Genomic DNA, 20,272 nt, shown 5'->3' with positions numbered 1-20,272 from the left:
ATGGCTATAGTATATTAGCACTGATTTGGCAATTCAAAATAGAATCTTACACCTCTTTTGGTATTTTCAACTCCACATTTGCCTTGGTGCAAATCTACTATATTTTTAACAATTGATAGTCCAAGTCCTGTACCGCTATCTTTCCTATTTCTTGACTTATCTATCTTATAAAATTTATCCCATATCTTATCAATTTCTTCCTTATTAATAAGCTCACCTGTATTTTCAAAAGATAACTGAGTCATATTCCCCCGTGGGTACATTTTAACAAATATACTTCCCTCACAGGGAGTATGCCTTATTGCATTGGTAAGAAAATTGGTTATTACTTGTTCTATCTTAAATGCATCCCCATAAATTTGTTTCTCATATAGATTCAAATCTATTTTTACATTCTTATTATCGATACTATGATGTAATTTCTTTACAACATTTTTCACTAAATTATCAATAAAAAATAATTCTTTATTAAGGATTACCTTTCCACTTTCCAAAGATGATATTTGAAGCATATCTCTAACTAAATTACTCATCTTATCAGATTCTTCTATAATTACATTTAATGATGAATTCATATTGTCTTCTAAAAATACGCCATCCTTAATACCTTCTGCATATCCTTTTATTAAAGTAATAGGGGTTTTTAATTCATGAGATACATCTGCTATAAATTCTTTTCTCATAACCTCAATTTCTCTTTCTCTGTGGATATCATTTTGTAGTTTTCTATTAACTTCTTTTAATGAATTTAAAGAACTATCCAAGTTTTGTCCTAAAAAATTTAATGTTTCCCCAAGGTTTCCAATTTCATCTTCATATACCATAGTGCATCTCTGACTAAAATCCAAATTACTCATTCTTACAGCCACTTTATTTATTTCTCTTAATGGCTTCGTAATAAATTTCGAATAAATTAATGCTAATATAACTATTACTACTATAGCCCCTAAGTAAAAATACTTATAAAATATCCCTATAACCCCCATGGCTTCTTTTACATATTGTAAAGATGTAAATCCTACTATTATATTATTCTCATGTAGAAGTGCAGAAGCTAAATATTTAGTGTTCTCGCTGTTCTTAAATGAAATAGTTACCTGTTTTTTATTAATCATCTCGTTTAATAGTTCCGGATCTGTCTTTATAGTTTTAATAACATAATTAAAAATTTCTGTATTTTTACTATCTATAGTTTCTGAGTCAGTTTTAAAGGTCACTATAATATTATTTTCTGTGTTTACCACTCCTATAGATGTGTTATAATTATTCTCAAACTTCTTAATACTCTCTATTATTTCCCTTTCATCCTTTGGATTACTTAGAGTATCTCTAAACTTTATCACATTACTTTTAATATCATTTTCCTTTTTATCATTATATATCTTTTCAAACAATATTCTTTGACTTAAAAGAGTAATAGTCAAAAATGTTATAAACACTACAGTAGTTACAACAAACATTTTCAATGTAATACTTTTTTCTATATTTTCTTTTATTTTTTTATAGCAGTTAATTATTTTATTCATACTAAACCTCTATCTTATAACCAAAGCCTCTTACTGTAACTATCACTTTATTCATGTGCTTTAGCTTCTCTCTAAGTCTCTTAATGGTAGTATCAACCACACGTATATCTCCTTCAAAATCATAACCCCATATTTTTGTAAGAATTTGCTCTCTAGTAAGAACTATATTTTTATTTTTCAGGAAATATATAAGCAAAGAAAATTCTGTTGGTGAAAGATTAATATCTTCATCACTTACCATAACTCTATGACCTTCTTCATCTATATAAAGATTCTCTATTACAATTCCCGTACCTTTATCTATACTACTTCCATAGCTCCTCTTTATTAATGCTTTAATTTTAGCTACTAAAACCTTTGGACTAAAGGGCTTTGTTTCATAATTATCTGCACCAAATCCCAATGCTAAAAGCTTATCTTCTTCCTCTTCCTTTGCACTGAGCATTACTACTGGTATATTCCATCTATTTCTTATAACCTTCAATGTCTCAAATCCATCTAAAACAGGCATCATTATATCTAGTACTACTAAATTTACTGATTCTTTCTCCATAATCTCTATAGCTTCTTTACCATTAGAGCTATGTAATGTTTTAAATCCTTCCTTTTTTAAATAAGCTTCCAACAAGTTTCTAATGTTCTCTTCATCATCAACTAATAATACCTTTATATTATCCATATCCTTAACTCCTTGTATATCTCTTCTTAACAATAATTATACCTCATTTTATACTCTATAATTATTTACTTGAATATTTTATTAAAATATTTTTTACATGTTGTTTTTATACGCAAAAATGAACTCCGAGATAACTTCGAAGTTCATTAATAGATTGTATACTCAATTTTTAGGATATTTAATTCTAGGTAAATCCGGCGCATCTTTATATGGCCAATGTGGAACAAAGTATGAATATTCAACTTCTTCCTCATGAACACTTCTTAATTCTGCAATTTTAGTTACGCCTGTATATATAGCTGAAATCTTATACCATGTAGCATAATCTACTTCACCTGTCTGTGGAAGCCCAAATACCTGTTGAAATACTTTTACTTGATTGGCAGTTGTAGAGCCATACCTTCCATCTACAGCCACTTTAGGTATTAGAGGATAATTTTGTGCTATTCTATTTAAAAAGGTTTGAGTGGTTCTAACTGGTTCTCCACTACTCCCCTGTTTCAAAGTAAACCCTGGATAAGACCTTGGACTTCCAGAAACCTTTTTAGCTCTTTCAAGAACTATATCACTTCCATAAAAATTTCTTAATATATCATATGGAATCCATCCTTGATCCCCTAAAGCCTTACTTCCCCACTGGGTAAGCCATCCTGGGCACTGAACATTTCTTCCATCACAGTATTGTGTAAGTAAAGGTTGTTTAGCTCCTGACCTTTTTACATAGGTAGCAAATAACTCATCTACTATCCTACTTATGTTATCAAATATGTTTCTTCCGTAAACAAAAGCTTGATCATAGGCTGTAGAATTTGTTACGTCAAAATTATATCCCTTACTTCTATACCATTCTGTGAATATTCTATTTAGTGTAAATGAAATAATACAGTATACATTAGCTCTTATAGTTTCTTCTGGCCAAGTTGCATAAATTTCACAACTAGCTACATTTTTTATATAGTCTGTATATGGAACAGTATAATTTGGTGCTGCTGTATTAGTTGGTGCCCCTGCATGTACGATTATAAACTCTGGTACAACTGGTTCTGGCAAAACTACAAAACCACTTGGTGGAGGTGGCAAAGCTTTATCAGGGTCCTCAGGTATCTTAGGTGGGAAATCACCAAATTGAACATTAGGTGGAATTTCTATAACCCTGACTACCTGTACATCTTCATCCTCTGTAATCTCTCTATTAAGATTTGCAGGAATCAGATTACATATCTGTAACGCTGTTTGTTGTGGCAACACTTGGCATCCTCTTATATTTATTTCATCAAAACCTTCTGCAGTTACATTTACATCATAAAGAGCATAAGGTATAAGGGTATTATCTGGATTTAATGACCGTTCTATTTCTGGAGTTTCTAATTCTATAGTCTCCGTTTGTCCCTCTGGATTAGTAGTAAGGGTAGTAACTTGCTCTCTAGTTTCTCCATCTGTTCTTGATATTGTAATATTGGCATTACTTATTGGTATAGATGTATTTACTCTATACACTTGAACCTGCAATCTGCCTATATCTGCCATAAATTTCTCCTTAAAATAATACTTCAATATATATATTATGATTACCCTCATAGAAAAGTTACATATTATTTATAAGAAAATTCTAATTAATCCTACCTTGAAGCTACTTCGTTATTCCATACCCTAAGGGCTCCTGCAAGACACAAGGTACCATATCCCCAACTATTATTAGGATACTGTACATCTATCCTACTTCTATTGGCTCCCTTTAATAAAAAGTATTTTACTCTTTCTCCATACAAATAAGGATCATTTCCTTTTACAATTCCAAATTCCATTAAAAGTCCACATGCCCCTGCCACCTGAGGTGTAGCCATTGATGTTCCTGAACGTGGCTCAAACCCACCTCCTGGAGTAGATGATTCTATATTTTCTCCAGGTGCTACTAAATCAGGTTTTATAGGATTTAGTTCAGCATTTCCTCTTCCTGAGAAAGGTGATATAGTAGAGTTTATAAAGTTATAACTACCCACGGTTATTACATCTGGTACAGTTCCCGGTATACCTACTGTATTAGCAGTACTAGGTCCTAAGAATCTTGTAGCAATATTTAATCCCTCTGCAATAGGTAACCACATGTCATAACTTCCTAGAACATTTTCATTGGTAGTCATGTCCATAGTCCATATTCCACTAGCTATGGTTTCTTCTCCTACTCCTGAAAGTAGAATTATTATTTCGCCATCTATACTAAAAGGTGTTGGCCCTGTATTGAAAACAAAATACTCAGTATTACCTATTCTTCCTTGATTTAATGCATTGGTTAATCTTAATTCACCACTACTAGTTCCACTTGGTGATATAAGATTTAAGTTAATATCCTTTAAAAATGACTTAAATAACTGTATTATTAATACTCTCTCATCTATTCCAACATTAAATCGTATTTCTTGTGATTTAACTAATTCACCACCAACATGGTGTGCTCTATCCCCTTCATTTCCTGCTGCTACAACTATGTTAACTCTTTGCACTGTAGAAACTATACCTATATATTGCTCTAACAAACTATTTCCAGTATGTGCTCCATCATTCGTGCTAAAACTTATGTTTATAACAAGGGGCTTATTTAATTCATAAGCTTTATCAATTAAGAATTTAATCCCTCTCATTAACTGAGTACTTTTTGCTCCCTGACCTCCTATCTCTCTTGTCATTTTAACCATGGCTATAGAACTTTTAGGAGCTACCCCATAAAACCTCCTTGGTATATTTCCTCCAGCACAAGCTATCCCCGCTACATGCGTCCCATGACCTGCCCTATCAAAATGTGGTACTACTGAATATGGATCTGGACTTCTTAAAGCTGCATTTATCTCTTCTCTTGTATAAATCCTTCTATTTTCATATAAATCATAAATAAAGTCAATCCTTGTATCTCCATTATCAAGTCTAAATGATTGATTTACATAATCTATTCCAGAATCTATGAATCCTATAAGTACCCCTTCTCCCTCTAATCCATAATTGGTATTTACTTCTGTTATACATGAAGCTCTATTACTAGGTTCAAAGGATAAAAATAAATTTTTAGGTAACTCTATATAGTTGATTTCTCTTATTCCTATTAGCTTTTCAATATCTCCTCTTGGTATAGTTATAATTCCATAACCAAAATCTAAATCTTCAAAGGTACCTCCAATAGCATTTATTTTCTCTTCCATTACCTCTGGTGTCCCACTATAAAGTATAATTAATTCAATGTTAGTTTCTTCAACATTTCCAATTCCATATCCATATATAATTTCATTTCTTATACTCTCTGGTACATTTATAAGTAAATTTAATAATCCATCAGCCTTTTGCACACCCATACCTCCAAATTCTTATATAGTTATAGTATGAATGTATATTAAAAATGTTATTAAATTGATTATAGTTGAACTTCTAATCTATTTAACTTTGCAATAACCTTTACCTCTTTAGGATGAGCTGTTTCTGTACGAACCATATTTTTATTACTTATTATTAAAACCTTATTACTATCTAGCTTCTTTAACTGTCTTATCACTCTTTCTCCATTTACATCCATGAGATATATCTTATTATTTTCTATTTCAGAAGTTAGGTTAGCAAATGCTAAATCTCCTTGACAAATTCTAAATCCTAATAAATCATCATTTTCAATTTTGATATATAGCACCTTATCCTGAGCATATCCTTCTATTTTATTTGATATAACAGGTAACTCTTTTTTTCCTATAGGCTTGTTTAAATCATAGTTATAAATTCCTACAGACTTAAGAACTGAACTAAATGCATCATTCCATACTTCATTTATAGTTTCTTTTACTTTATTACCCTTCGCTACATTATGTGTCTTTAAATTACTTTCTGAAGATTTTCTTTCTTCATAAGCTATATTATCAAACAGCGTAGTCATTTCTGCAAGATCTCCACCTAAAACCTTACCTACTCTTTCTATAAACTTTTCTTCTACAACTTTTCTTCCATTCTCAACGTCATTTATATAGTTTTCTGATACTCCAAGCTTCTTAGCAAGTTGCTTTTGAGTCATTCCCTTAGTATTTCTTCCTTGTTTAATTCTTTCTCCAACAGTACTCATTCTTAATTATCCTCCCTGTATCTCCTTAATCTAAATAGAAATCCTCTAGTCCTAGAGGATTTCTAAATTATTAGACTTAAAAATTATTTTTGATAATATTGTCTTTCTTTTACTAAATGATCTATCAATTCATGAAGAGTCATTTTAATAGAATTGGGTGTAGTAGACGCTAATATTGGCTTTGCACCTAAAACTTCTCTAACCTTTTTAACAGCTTGTTGAAGATAAACCCCTAAAAATCCATTAAATATGATAACTTTTTCTTCAGGTAGTTTAGTATCACTATCTGATAAACTCTCTTCTTTTAATATATGCTCTAAAGTATATTCTCCCATATTTTCATTTATTGATACACATGGTTTTATACATATATCTTTAAATCTTATATTTAATTTTTCTATCTCTTCATCATTAAGCCCATAAGCTATAATTAATCTATCTTTAAGTATATTCATATTAAATACCTTCCATTATAATTTTTCTGGTTCTCCGTAGTTTACATCAAAAGTTTCTACAGTTACAGATTTTATAACTTGATCTTCATATGGTCTATCTCTTCTATCTGTTTGAGAGCTTACTATTTCATCTGCTACATCTTGACCTTCTATTAATTTACCAAAGGCAGCATAACTTCCATCTAGATGTGGTGAATCTGCAACCATTATAAAAAACTGAGAACCTGCTGAATCCGGATGTTGAGCTCTAGCCATTGATAAAACACCCTTAGTATGTTTTAAATCATTTTTAAATCCATTTCCACTAAATTCTCCTTTAATTGAATATCCCGGACCGCCCATTCCTGATTTTTCTGGACAACCCCCCTGAATCATAAAACCTGGTATTACTCTATGGAAAATTAATTCATCATAAAATCCCTTATAAGCTAAGTCTACAAAGTTTTTTACTGTATTGGGAGCTATTTCAGGATATAATTCCGCCTTCATTATTTTTCCGTTTTCCATTTCAAAAGTTACTATTGGATTCATATATCTTCCTCTTTTCTTTCTTTATATTATTTATTCTTTAATTATTTTTATGTAATTTATTATACTGATGATAAACAGAGTTATTTGCTGTTTTTATCTACATCAAGCAACTTATATGACAATTCTATTAAGCTTTTATCATCCTTAGAATTATATATTTTAACAGTGCCTTGTTCATTATTAGTATTTAATAAACCTTTTTGATCTAACTTACGCTTCAATTGTTTTACTGTTCCTAAACTACCATCTATAATAGCAACATCATCATTTATAACATTCACTAATGCTTCTTTAATAAATGGATAATGAGTACATCCAAGAACCACAGAGGACACTCTCTCTTTAGGTACATCTTTAAACCTATTTCTTAAATACCCCTCTACAACTTCACCCTTAATATTTCCACCTTCAATAATTTCTACCAAACCATCACATGGCATTGAAATAATATCAGAAGCCTTATTATATCTTTCTCTTAGTTTACTAAATTTATTCTCAGATAAAGTCATTGGTGTAGCCATTATTACTATTATTCCGTTACCATAATTCTCTACTGCCGGCTTTAAAGCTGGCTCTATTCCAATTATGGGGATTTCTTTATAACTCCTTCTTAATTCATCGATTGCGATACTAGTAGCAGTATTGCATGCCACTACTATAGCTTTCACATTCATAGCAATAAGCTTATCTACCATATTAAAGGTTAACTTTCTAACTTCCTCTGGTGTTTTCACTCCATAGGGTGCATTTAAAGAATCTCCTATATATATGTAATTTTCTTTAGGTAATAGCTTCACTGCTTCCTTTAGGACACTAATACCTCCAACCCCTGAATCAAAAAATCCTATACTAAAATTAGTTTTGTCCATACTTCATTACACCACACTACTTAGTTTTTAGATATTTCTTCATATATCCTATAACTATAATACTACAGGTAAAAGATTATTAAAAGTATGAGACATGCATTATGTAAAAATATAGTTAAAAAAGAGTATTGTTTATGCCTTATTTAGGTCATCTTACAATACCCTTTCTTTAATTATTTTACAGTACTCTCACTATTGTAATACTTCCTTAATCTTTTCTTTAATATATTCTATTATTTCTATATCTCCAATAGTTGCTTTACCATCCATTAAATCAATCTTTATTCTAAAGAAATTTATAACTAACTTATTTCCTGAAATTATATATTCATCAGAATGTAATGGTGAGAAAATAACTTCTACTTCATCATAATTATGTTTATTTTCTACCTTCTCAAATTCACTTGCTAATGAATCTAAATTTAATACTTTTAGTGGTGCTGCCATTGCATGTGTAAATTCTAAGTCTTCCATCATCCACATATTGTTATTCCAGAACTTCTTTTCTTTTTTAGTTCCATCAAAAGGTTCTCTATTTTTTATTGCGCTTAAAGCACGTCTTACAGATTCTCCATTAAATTCATCATCATAGGCAACGATTAATCCTGGCATCTTTGCTACATCATAGAAAAATGATTCTGAAATGTTATCCTTTTCAGATGCTGCTTGCCAATAATAAAGCATTGCTTCTACTGCTTCTAAATTTAATCTCACTCTACTTAACATAAAATCTCTCCCTCTCATAATCAGATTAAACCAAACTTCACAGATAATTATACACTATGGCTTAGTAAGTTTCTATGGTTTACATTTTTCTTATTTCCATTACCTAAATGGCTTTTTAATCATATATTATATTAAACTCTTATAATTCAATAAGAATTCATTTTCAAGCGAGGTGAATTTCATGAAAAATGCATCAGTAAAAATCACTTTAAAGCTATTTATCTGTGGTGTGTTGTGGAGTATTCTAACTTTAGCTATAGCAGGGATATTTACACCACTAACTAACTTTTTCTTTAAAGATATTATATTTGTAGAAGGCTTAATCATGTTATTAATGTCTATTACATCAGCTATAAACAGTAAATCTTTAGGTATGTCCTATTACATTTTAAATGAAATATATTCTAAATATATGGACAATAAATCTTTTACAAAAGATAACATTTTTAATACCCTTAATAATATAAATTTCCATCTTTTCTTAAATTGGATTTCTATAGCTATAGGTGGCTTTATAGACATTCTATTGATCTTTATTTTATAAGCATTATTGAGACTATAAAATAAAAAGGTAGAGTAAACTTAAATAAATTATTTACTCTACCTGTATTTATAAAAAATTTGTTGCTATTTTAAGACTTACATAGGTGTTAGCTAGTAGACTTAATTAACCCTACAGCCTTCCCAATAATATATGCATTATCCTCTTTAATCTCTATAGGATAGTATTTATCATTTTCTGGCATTAATACTGCCTTATTTCCTTTTAACCATAGCCTCTTAAGGGTAGCTTCTCCATCTATACTTACAGCAACTATCTCATTATGATTTGCCATAGTTTGCTTATTTATAACTATATAATCACCATCTTCAATATTAGCATTAATCATACTATCCCCTTTAACCTTTAATATAAAAGGTTGTTGTACACCTTTAAGCCAATATATAGGAACATTAAATTGCCCTTCCATTTCATCATTAATAGAAATAGGTTGCCCCGCAGCAATCTCATTGTACACTGGAACTTTATTTATTTCCTTATCTCCGATTACCTCACTAGTAGTGTTAGGGTTTAAAATAACTTCATTATAACTACTAGTATCTATGGCAAAATCATGGGATATATTATGTTTTAAATCTACATATTTATAGGTTTCAATATATTCATTGTTTTTAACCATTTCATCTTCCTTCAATTCTTTATTAATTGGGTCTTCGATAGTTTGTTCTATAACTTTTTTAGCCACATTTTTCTTTGATACTTTACTACAATTAATAACCTTATATTTATTACTATCAAAAATAGTAACATCCTTGTTCCGTTTAAAGTATTGAAGCCAAGGTTTTGGTGTGTTAATAGGATTAATATTTTTCACCAAAATAAAGTTACTATAAGTAAAATCTTTTAAAAGTCCACGAATAAATTTTACTTCTTCAATAGTTAACTGTTCTACATTATCTATTATTATATGTGCATACTTTAAATCTTTAAGCTTATCTATATTATCATAAACAATTTTAAACTCATCTATATAATCAATTAGTCCATTTTCATCCATGTAGTTACAATACCATAAATATAATTTATAAATAGCTTCTCTACTATTAGAATTCTTCCGTAATGAAAACCCTCTTTTTTTCCTGTTTAAATTTTGATATTCTTCAAGAGAGCTTATATTCAAATGTTTTATATAGAAAATTTCATCGAATAAAAAATCTATATTTTTTGTTAATATAATTTTATTTATTCTTCTTTCCTTCTGTCGCAATTCTCCAATTCCTTCTAAAATAAAAGCCTTTGTCACATCCTTATTGCAAACCCTTTTACCTTTCAAAGGGTTGCGTGATGTTATATACTGGAAACACTTATTTATTAATTGCTTTTTACTGCAGATTTCAACATTATTATTTAAATATGCAAAGAACGTATTATTTCTATTTACATCTTGCTTTACCTCTTCTAAAGTATCCTCTAAAATCTCATTAGATATAAACAATATATTTTCATTTTCTCTAATGCAATAATTGTCTTGTAAAAATATAGCTCTTGATAAAGCTGCTCTAGTTTTCCCTATACCTTCTTTGCCATTGATTATAAAAAATCTATGCTTCTTATCCTCTTTAAATTTACTTAAAGCCTGTTTGTTATCCATAAAATCACCTCCATTCACAGTCTATTCCACTAAAATATATAATTAATATATCTTCTTTTACTACATTTATAATATACCTCATATTATATCATAAACTCTCATATTCTTCCTAAAAAAATAGTAGGTAATCCCTACTTGTTAGACTAAAATGTAATAATACGTTATAATGTTAAATAATAACATGTATTGGAAGTGATATATTGTCTAAAGTCAAACTTAACTATATTAAAGAAGATTCTAAACGAGATAATGAAAGGGTACGTAACTTCAAGTCTATTAGACGGTTATTTGATATAAGGCCTAAAACTGAATATTTTCTAGATGAACAAAGTTTCAATGATCTAGATATGAATAGAGTTTATGAAAAATTCGATAGAACCTATAGTAGCGCAGGAGAATCTGCTTTATATTCTATGATAAGGAATATTATTATAGATGAAAAAGAACTTAACAGAAGAAATAATATAATTAGCTTTTTTAAGGATAATGAAGATAAAAAATGCCAGGTTCAAATGCATTTTTTTAATATGGGATTCGATAATAAAGACTGTTTTATAGAAATGCTAGAAACATATCTTAAAGTTAATAAAAGTAAATATTACCTATATACTTTCTTAGGTAAATTTTTACCTATATTAATAATACTTATATCTATAATTACTAAAAATCCTAAGTATATGTTTGGTTTTGCTATAATTTTATGGGTTAATGCATTTATAAATATGGCTGAAGCTAAAAATATTAAAGATAAAGGATTATTATACCTACGAAAAATAATTGTTGCTGCAAAAAAGTTGAAAAATCTTAATATTTCCGAACTTAAGGACTATAAATTGCAAATAACCAATATCCTAAACAATATAAAATCTATAGATAGGGGAACTAGACTTGTTGGATTTACCACCATGTTTGAAGGTTTCTTTGAATTCATCTCTGTACCACTTTTATTAGAAGAAGCCGCTTACTATAAACTTAGTAGTGAACTTAAGGAGAAAAAGAATTACCTCTTAGACTTATATTACATAATTGGAGAAATCGAAGCTTTAGCATCTGTAGCAAGCTACCAAAGTGGACTTGATACACCATATACTAAGCCGAATTTTTATCAGGAACTAAAGTTAAACATTTCTGATGGAATTCATCCCCTTGTTAAGAATCCTGTTGCAAATTCCATTAATATTAATAAACATGGTATCATTCTTACGGGTACAAATATGTCTGGAAAATCAACTTTCTTAAGGATGCTAGGAATTAACATAGTATTTGCACAAAGTTTCAATTTTGTACTAGCTGAAAATTACGAAGCTAGCTTTTTCAATGTTGTATCTTCAATTAGTCCAAGCGATGATGTAAATACAGGAAAAAGTTATTACATGGCAGAGGCTGAATCCATCCTTAGAATTATAAAAGCTACTGAAAAACCTCTTCCTATTTTCTGTGCCATAGATGAAATTTTTAGAGGTACAAACCCTGTAGAAAGAATTGCTTCTTCCGCTGAAATTCTAAAATATATTAACTCTAAAAAAGCAATTTCTATAGTTGCTACCCATGATAGGGAACTAGCTGATATTCTTAAAGATTACTATGATTTCTTTTATTTCAGTGAAGATGTAAATAGTAGCGAAGGACTTTCCTTTGACTACAAACTGAAACAAGGAGTATCTCAAACAAAAAATGCAATAAAACTTTTAAAATATATTGGATATCCAGATGAAATCATAGAAAATTCCTTTGAAAGAGCAGAACATATAGAAGGTTTTATATAACAATAAAACATGGGAGGACGCTTAAAAGTGACCTCCCATAAAATTTACCTTACTTTATATTTTATGTATATGCTTATTTAATAATTGTAAATCTGTTTATCTTGTCATCTTTCTAACTAAAGTAGATGTCAAAATTCCTATCATTATAATTCCTATAAGTATTTCTATACTGCTTAGTATAACCCCAATCATATTATATGGCAATAAATCACCATATCCTACTGTAGAAAATGTAACTAAACTAAAGTGAATACAATAAATTATATTTTTAAATAGCATTTTAACAGAAAAATCACCTGCTAATCCACTAATTCCAATTACTCCGCTGGAGCAGTTTATACCAGTAATCATGTATAATAAAGCAAATATCAATATTATAATTAAAGATAACATAAAACTTCTATAAGGCTTTTCACCATAACCACATACTATATTGGCCACAGAAGAATAAAATTTCTTTCTACCTTTAAGCGTCCTATGAAAAGCTAATTTACTTTGGTAAAAACACCTACCATATCTTCCACCTACATGATTTCTTAAATATTGTTCTCCAAAATCCATGTAACTAAAACTAATATTTAGATAATTACAATTACATATGCAATTGCATGATTCTTTATTATTTCTACAGGTATTATTTTTTTTCATATCCTTATAGTTGAATTTTCCTATATAAGAACCATAATTAAGCTTAGTATATGATTTCTCATTAATAAACTTTATATCCATGGTTCCTTCCATATCTTTTATTATGCAGTCCATCAAATTACAATCATCTATAAATCTAACCTCATCATAACTATTTTTTACAAAATTGCAACCTTTCATAAAGCTATTCTTAAAATCAACCTTATATAATGAACATTCCTTTATATATAAAGATGAAAAATTACAACTATTAATATATATTTTGTCTAAAATACAATTATTAAACTCCAAAAAATTTCTTAAATTTATCTTTCCTCTAATAAATCTACAATTTATGAACTTACAATTAATAAATATAACATTTGAAAAGCAGTTATTTTCAAAATTCATGTTTTTAAATTCACAGTTACTATAACATACATCCTCTAAATTAATATTAATATAATCTAATTTCGTATTCCCATTAAGTTTTAGATTTTCATAATTAAATTTTAATATTTTATCGTAATCTACGTATTTACTACATTTAACACCACAGTCACTACTCATATATACTCCCACCACAATTTTAATAGTATTATTTTATGGAAATGTATTTATTATATTCTCTAAGATAATAATAAATATATTAATAATTAATACAATGTTAAAAATATTCTATTATCTATCTAATTTTCATGATATAATTATTATGTCGATATATATACTTTCTTGGGATACATGCTCAAATACTTTATTCCAAGTCAATTAAATATATTTTAAAATCAAGTATAGATATGTTAGGTGATTTGTATGAATGATAAATATGTACTCTCCTGTCAAAGAAATAAATTTATATATGTGTTATTGAATTTAGCTTTAGGCATAGTTATGTCCTTTAACTCTATAACAGTTTTTGCTGAGCCATCAAGTGATACTGATCAATCCCTTTTAAAGTATAAAGAAGTATTAATTTTATCTTCTCAAAGTGAAAATGAACTCTGGGAATCTTATCTCCTAGATAATCTCAAAACTTCACTAACTTCAAGCGACTTAAATATTCATACACGAACAGAATTCCTATCTATAACAAATGATGACAACTCCTATTTAGATAAACAAGCTGACCTATGGTCATTAAAATATGAAAACACTAAATTTGATTTAATTCTTACTCTTGATGATGAATCTTTAAATTTTGTAGGAAATTATTACAATACTTCCATGTTTAAAAATGTACCTGTGGTATATGGTGGTATTAATGATGTTAGCAAGCTGTCTTCCTATCCATTTAATAACTTTACTGGAGTAATGGAACCAGTTAATGTACGCACCCTAGTTGATTTGATTTTACATACAAATCCAAATACTTCTGAAATAAATATTTTATTGGATAATACTATAGAATCTAAGTATATAGAAAACCAAGTAAGAGATACTATTCCCTATTATACTAATGTGTTAAGATTTAACTTTATAAAAAGTGATTATATTGATGATTTATGCTATAAATTATCTCAATACCCTAGCAATACACCTTCAATAATTGTTGGTAATTTTAAAGATACTTCTAACATTATAATTTCACCTAAGAATACAACACATATTATAAAAAATTATTCCCATGGTCAATTATATACTTTTAAAGAAACTTATGTTGGAAATGGAGCTATCGGTGGACATATATTATATGCAAAAAATCACAGTAAAATCATTTATGAAACTGCTATTCGTGTACTAAATGGTACAAAACCAAAGGATATCCCAAGTATATATGATCCTGGTAGTACCTTGTTATTTGATGCTTCAGAAGTAACAACAAATAATATTTCTCGTTCTTCTCTTCCCGAGAATGTTGTATTTATAAATGATAGTTGGATAAATAAAGGCGTATCTCTAGGTATAGTATTTCTTTTACTTCTAATTTTGCTAGTATGTATGATAATGTTAGCTATTCAAACAATCCAAAAAACAAATAATGCAAAAAATATGATTGTTGCAAAGAAAAGATATGATGAACTTCTGATAAGTGATAAAATTAAAACTGAATTTTTAGCTAACTTTTCTCATGAAATACGTACTTTGCTTAATGTTATACTATCTGGGCTACAACTTTTAGATATATATAAAGATAATGGCAAACTTACTTTTGCTAATAAAGATGATGAAGTTAAACTAATATATATACGTCAAAATGGATTCCGACTACTTAAGCTTATAAATAATCTAATTGATATGACGAAAATTGATTCTGGGTTTTATCATGTAGAATTTGAAGTTAAAAATATAGTAGAAGTAGTAGAAGATATCACTATGTCTGTACTTGAATATGCATCTGCTAGAGGAATTTCTATAGTATTTGATACTAACGAAGAAGAGGTTTATATGCCACTAGATTCTGAAAAACTAGATAGAATTATATTAAACCTTCTTTCAAATGCTATTAAATTTACCCCTAAAGGAGGATGTATATACGTAACTTTAAAATGTTTAAAACAATCCATATCTGTTTCAGTAAAGGATACTGGAATTGGAATTCCTAAAGATAAGCAAAGAAGCATCTTTGAAAGATTTACTCAAGTTAAAAATGAAAAATCTAAAAGTAAAGAGGGTAGCGGTATAGGTCTCTCTTTAGTAAAATCTCTAGTAGAGCTTTTAGATGGTTCCATTATCCTTAAAAGTGAACCAAACAAAGGTTGTGAATTTATATTTACACTTCCTATAAAGGAAGTTGATAGGGCCACTTTAGATGTGGAAAATCATATATCACAAAATATTACTAATAATAGCGAGAAACTCATGGTAGAATTTTCTGACATAGACTCTAACATAAACATATAATAATATCATAGATTAAAAAACTCAGTTAACGTAATTATCATTACATTAACTGAGTTTATTTAATTTGAATAATATTTTAAATTACCTTACTCTATTTATAACATCTTGCACTGCAGAAGGATTTATGCCTCCTCCTATCTCGTATACTAAGGATGTTTGTTTTGTACTTAAAACCTGTTTTTGATTGTTACTTAGTTCAGTGTCTACAAGCACTATAGGTGTCTTTAATTTTGCTGCTAATGGACCAGATGTTAATGCATCTGCTAATACTAATCCCTTAGTAACACTAATACCAGATTGAACTGAGTTAGTATAAAACTTTTTAATCACAGCTGCATTTGTATCATATCTATTATTACCTGCAACTCTATTTCCACTTACATCTGAAGATGTTATGGAATTCATTTGTGATATTACAGCTTTAGTTATATTAGTTGTTCCTCCAATAAAGTATGCAGTTTGAAGACTTTCAACTCTTAGCCAATCTATAGTACTCTTAGGTATAGCATTTTTTTCAGCTAAAATTATAGGAGACTTATCCTCTCCAGCCTTTGCTGCTATAGATAAGGCATCTGCTTCTCCTAACCCATAGCATACATAAGATTTATTCACGTCTACTATGGTATCTAGTTTTTTAGCTACTAAAAGTGAAGTATCAAATCTAGTGGCACCGCCTATTCTCTCAATCTCCAAATTAGGTTTGATTTCTTGTAATTGTTTTTTCAAACTATCTGAAAGAACTGTTTTCCCACCTATAAGTATTACTTTAGATGGATTTAATCTCTTTATTTCTGCCTTAGTTTCACTTGGTAATGAATTCTTCTCTGATAAAATTATTGGAGCTCCATAAGCCGATGCCAATGGAGTTGCTACAAGACCATCAGCATTTGCATAACCATTTACTAATAATACAGTATTTGAGCTACTCCAACCTTCTTTACTTACCTTTACTGATGTTTCATATCTATTTATTCCCTTAAGTTGTTTATGTGTAAATTTATTTAACTGTCTTAATTTTGATTGAAGTGTACTATTTTCACATATAAATTTTGCTCTAAAAAATATATTTCCATCTACTTCTGAATTACCTCTACTATAATTCACCTGTGTTTCTATCTGACTCGCTACCTCAGTTTTAGAAACATCATGTCCAATATAAAGCTTAACATTAGTTCCTTTAACTTGCTTTGCCCACCAATCTACAAGAACTCCATAGGGAGCAACGCTATTTTCAAATGTCCAATATATCTGTGGATTTATATAATCAACCCATCCATTCTTTATCCAGGCTACAGAATCACAATATATATCATAATAGCTTTGTCCACCTTTTGTAGCTGAACCAGCTGGATCAGTCGTTGCATTTTTCCATATTCCTCTTGGACTTACTCCAAAGGATACTGATGAGTTTATACTATTAATTTTAGTATAGACCTTCTGAATTAATGTGTTGACATTAGCACGTCTCCAGTCATCTTTATTAATTCCATTCCCATACTTATTGTAGCTAGTACCATCATTAAAAGATTTACTTGGATAGAAATAATCATCAAAATGAATTCCATCTACCTTGTAATTTTTCACCACTTCAGCTACAGTTTCCACTAAATAATTTACTACCTCTGGATTGCCTGGATCATAATATAATGCATTATTGTAAGCTATGGCCCAACTAGGGTTCTTCCTAGCCATATTATTTGATGCTAATGCATTTACGTCTGTACCAGAAGTTGTTATTCTATAGGGATTAAACCAAGCATGAAACTCCATTCCTCTTTTATGAGTTTCTTCAATCATAAATGCTAATGGGTCATATCCTGGGTTCTTGCCTTGAGTTCCAGTAAGTATGTCAGACCAAGGATTAAGACTAGAACTATACAAAGCATCTCCCTTAGGTCTTACTTGTACTATAACACTATTTAACCCTGTTGCTTGCAGCTTGTCCAATAGTGTTACAAACTCTTGCTTTTGTTGAGCCTGATTATTTCTAGCACCAACAGTTGGCCAATCAAGGTTCCAAACAGTGCTAATCCATGCGCCTCTCATTTCTTTAGTATCTGCAAAAGCAGTTGTGTTCATAACAGCAAATACTAAAAACATGCCTAGTAAACCAGTTAATATCTTTTTCATACTTCCTCCTTTATTCTTATATACAGTTTTTATACTTGTCCATATATTATTATTAACGCCCTTATACTCTTAAAGTTTATATTAACTCCTAAAAAGTAACATATAATTCATATATAAACAGCTTATGAAATTAACATTAGACTTTATAAAAAATACTACCTCTTAATTTTAAAATTAAGAGGTAGTGTTTTTATTTTATTTTAAAAGAACTTTTTAAAGATACTATTCTGTTAAATACAGGTTTATTCTCTGTAGAATATTTAGAATCCACATTAAAATATCCATGTCTAAAGAATTGGAAGCTTTCACCTGGTTTTACGCCCCTCATATTATCTTCAACATAACCCTGTAATACTTCTAAGGAATTTGGATTAACACATTCTAGGAAAGTTTTGTTTTCATCAATTTCTTCATCTTTTATTAAAGGTTCATATAGTCTAAATTCTGCTGGTATAGCAGAGCTAGCGTCTACCCAATGTATTGTTCCCTTAACTTTTCTACCTGTAAATCCTGTTCCACTCTTAGTTTCCTTGTCATAAGTACAATGAATCTCAACAACTTTTCCAGATTCATCTTTTATAAAATCATTACACTTTATAAAGTATGCTCCCTTAAGTCTAACTTCATTTCCTGGGAATAATCTAAAGTACTTTTTAGGTGGTTCTTCCATAAAATCTTCTTCTTCAATATATATTTCTCTAGAGAATTGTACCATTCTTTTCCCCATGGATGGGTCATCTTGATTATTTTCAATCTCTAACATTTCAACTTCGCCCTCAGGGTAGTTAGTTATAACCACCTTTAAAGGCCTGATAACTCCCATGGTTCTTGGTGCTTTAGTGCTTAAATCTTCTCTAATAAAATGTTCTAATAACTGTTCATCTACAGTACTATCATTTTTTGCTACCCCTATTTCTCTGCAGAAGTTTCTTATAGACTCAGGAGTATAACCACGTCTTCTTAATCCAGCTATAGTTGGCATTCTTGGATCATCCCATCCATCAGCAATACCTTCATCTACTAAAGCTTTAAGTTTTCTTTTACTCATTACTGTATTAGTAATATTTAGTCTTGCAAATTCTATTTGTCTTGGAGTACTTTCCATTTCACACGCTTCTACTACCCAATCATAAAGTGGTCTATGATCCTCAAATTCTAAAGTACAGATTGAGTGAGTTATGCCTTCTATAGCATCTTCTAGGGGATGTGCAAAATCATACATTGGATATACACACCATTTATCTCCTGTGTTATGATGTGCTGTATGAGATATACGATAGATTATAGGATCCCTCATATTTATATTAGGAGAGCTCATATCAATTTTAGCTCTTAAAACCTTCTCACCATCCTTAAATTCACCTTTTCTCATACGATCAAACAATTCTAAGTTTTCTTCAACAGTTCTATTTCTATAAGGACTTTCTTTTCCTGGCTCCTTTAAGCTTCCTCTATATTCTCTTATTTCATCAGGAGTTAAATCACATACAAAGGCTAATCCTTTTTTAATTAAGAGTACTGCCCTATTATACATTTTCTCAAAATAATCTGATGCAAAGTATAAATCATCCCAGTTAAATCCAAGCCATTTTATATCTTCTTTTATAGATTCAACATATTCAGTATCTTCTTTAGTAGGATTTGTATCGTCAAATCTTAAGTTAGTCTTTCCATTAAACTCATCTGCTAACTCAAAGTTTAAAACTATAGATTTTGCATGTCCTATATGTAAATATCCATTTGGTTCTGGTGGAAAACGAGTAATTATATTGTCATGTTTCTTGCTCTGTAAGTCATCCACCACTATTCTTTTAATAAAATTTGAAGATGTATTTCCTATATTTTCTCCCATAATAATCACTTCCTCTTATTATAT

At 29.5% G+C, this 20,272-nt stretch carries 16 protein-coding genes; 3 read left to right on the top strand and 13 right to left on the bottom strand.

What is annotated here, in order from left to right; translation table 11 throughout:
* Nucleotides 1-14: 14 nt before the first annotated feature.
* The 9 genes from B3J31_RS09235 to B3J31_RS09195 form a co-directional block, all read right to left on the bottom strand.
* Entirely contained in the window at nt 15-1,526 is a 1,512-nt protein-coding gene (locus B3J31_RS09235; protein WP_150845445.1) for an ATP-binding protein, read from the bottom strand.
* A gap of 1 nt (nt 1,527) precedes the next feature.
* The gene (locus tag B3J31_RS09230) at nt 1,528-2,205 is read right to left on the bottom strand and encodes a response regulator transcription factor (RefSeq protein ID WP_346873942.1); all 678 of its coding nucleotides are present in this window, start codon (nt 2,203-2,205) and stop codon (nt 1,528-1,530) included.
* Between the two features lie 162 nt (nt 2,206-2,367).
* Nucleotides 2,368-3,732, bottom strand: coding sequence for a peptidoglycan-binding protein (locus B3J31_RS09225; protein ID WP_346873941.1), 1,365 nt, complete (start codon nt 3,730-3,732; stop codon nt 2,368-2,370).
* Nucleotides 3,733-3,824: 92 nt separating this feature from the next.
* Nucleotides 3,825-5,540, bottom strand: a complete 1,716-nt coding sequence (locus B3J31_RS09220; RefSeq protein ID WP_346873940.1) for a S8 family peptidase — start codon at nt 5,538-5,540, stop codon at nt 3,825-3,827.
* Nucleotides 5,541-5,605: 65 nt separating this feature from the next.
* Entirely contained in the window at nt 5,606-6,298 is a 693-nt protein-coding gene (locus tag B3J31_RS09215; RefSeq protein WP_346873939.1) for a S24 family peptidase, read from the bottom strand.
* A gap of 83 nt (nt 6,299-6,381) precedes the next feature.
* A complete protein-coding gene (locus B3J31_RS09210; protein ID WP_346873938.1) occupies nt 6,382-6,753 on the bottom strand; it encodes a DUF3783 domain-containing protein in 372 nt (123 codons plus the stop codon).
* 15 nt (nt 6,754-6,768) lie between these two features.
* Nucleotides 6,769-7,284: a peptidylprolyl isomerase gene (locus B3J31_RS09205; protein WP_346873937.1), complete on the bottom strand. Its 516-nt coding sequence runs from the start codon at nt 7,282-7,284 to the stop codon at nt 6,769-6,771.
* An 80-nt stretch (nt 7,285-7,364) separates the two neighbouring features.
* On the bottom strand, nt 7,365-8,153 hold the full coding sequence (murI, locus tag B3J31_RS09200) for a glutamate racemase (protein WP_346873936.1): 789 nt from the start codon (nt 8,151-8,153) through the stop codon (nt 7,365-7,367).
* 192 nt (nt 8,154-8,345) lie between these two features.
* A complete protein-coding gene (locus tag B3J31_RS09195; RefSeq protein ID WP_346873935.1) occupies nt 8,346-8,879 on the bottom strand; it encodes a hypothetical protein in 534 nt (177 codons plus the stop codon).
* Nucleotides 8,880-9,060: 181 nt separating this feature from the next.
* On the opposite strand from B3J31_RS09195, the gene B3J31_RS09190 reads away from it, so the two are divergent.
* Nucleotides 9,061-9,423 carry a hypothetical protein gene (locus tag B3J31_RS09190; RefSeq protein WP_150845436.1) on the top strand — a complete coding sequence of 121 codons (363 nt, stop codon included), beginning with the start codon at nt 9,061-9,063 and terminating at the stop codon, nt 9,421-9,423.
* Between the two features lie 106 nt (nt 9,424-9,529).
* Here B3J31_RS09190 and B3J31_RS09185 read toward each other — a convergent pair whose 3' ends face one another.
* Nucleotides 9,530-11,032, bottom strand: coding sequence for a LexA family transcriptional regulator (locus tag B3J31_RS09185; protein ID WP_346873934.1), 1,503 nt, complete (start codon nt 11,030-11,032; stop codon nt 9,530-9,532).
* A gap of 197 nt (nt 11,033-11,229) precedes the next feature.
* Here B3J31_RS09185 and B3J31_RS09180 point away from each other — a divergent pair, with 197 nt between their 5' ends.
* On the top strand, nt 11,230-12,798 hold the full coding sequence (locus B3J31_RS09180; RefSeq protein WP_346873959.1) for a MutS-related protein: 1,569 nt from the start codon (nt 11,230-11,232) through the stop codon (nt 12,796-12,798).
* Nucleotides 12,799-12,894: 96 nt separating this feature from the next.
* Here the strand turns inward: B3J31_RS09180 and B3J31_RS09175 are convergent, their stop codons facing one another.
* Nucleotides 12,895-13,995, bottom strand: a complete 1,101-nt coding sequence (locus tag B3J31_RS09175; protein WP_346873933.1) for an ion channel — start codon at nt 13,993-13,995, stop codon at nt 12,895-12,897.
* A gap of 243 nt (nt 13,996-14,238) precedes the next feature.
* Between B3J31_RS09175 and B3J31_RS09170 the strand changes: the two genes are divergently transcribed.
* A complete protein-coding gene (locus B3J31_RS09170; RefSeq protein ID WP_346873932.1) occupies nt 14,239-16,266 on the top strand; it encodes a HAMP domain-containing sensor histidine kinase in 2,028 nt (675 codons plus the stop codon).
* A gap of 81 nt (nt 16,267-16,347) precedes the next feature.
* On the opposite strand, the gene B3J31_RS09165 is transcribed toward B3J31_RS09170, so the two are convergent.
* Both B3J31_RS09165 and B3J31_RS09160 read right to left on the bottom strand, forming a co-directional pair.
* Nucleotides 16,348-18,396 carry a family 10 glycosylhydrolase gene (locus tag B3J31_RS09165; RefSeq protein WP_346873931.1) on the bottom strand — a complete coding sequence of 683 codons (2,049 nt, stop codon included), beginning with the start codon at nt 18,394-18,396 and terminating at the stop codon, nt 16,348-16,350.
* A gap of 190 nt (nt 18,397-18,586) precedes the next feature.
* Nucleotides 18,587-20,248, bottom strand: coding sequence for a glutamine--tRNA ligase/YqeY domain fusion protein (locus tag B3J31_RS09160; protein WP_346873930.1), 1,662 nt, complete (start codon nt 20,246-20,248; stop codon nt 18,587-18,589).
* Nucleotides 20,249-20,272: the final 24 nt, after the last annotated feature.

The organism is Clostridium sp. UBA5988 (genome assembly GCF_002435615.1).
Classification (GTDB): Bacteria; Bacillota; Clostridia; order Clostridiales; family Clostridiaceae; genus Clostridium_J; species Clostridium_J sulfidigenes.
This window is presented reverse-complemented; position numbering and strand designations above follow the sequence as displayed.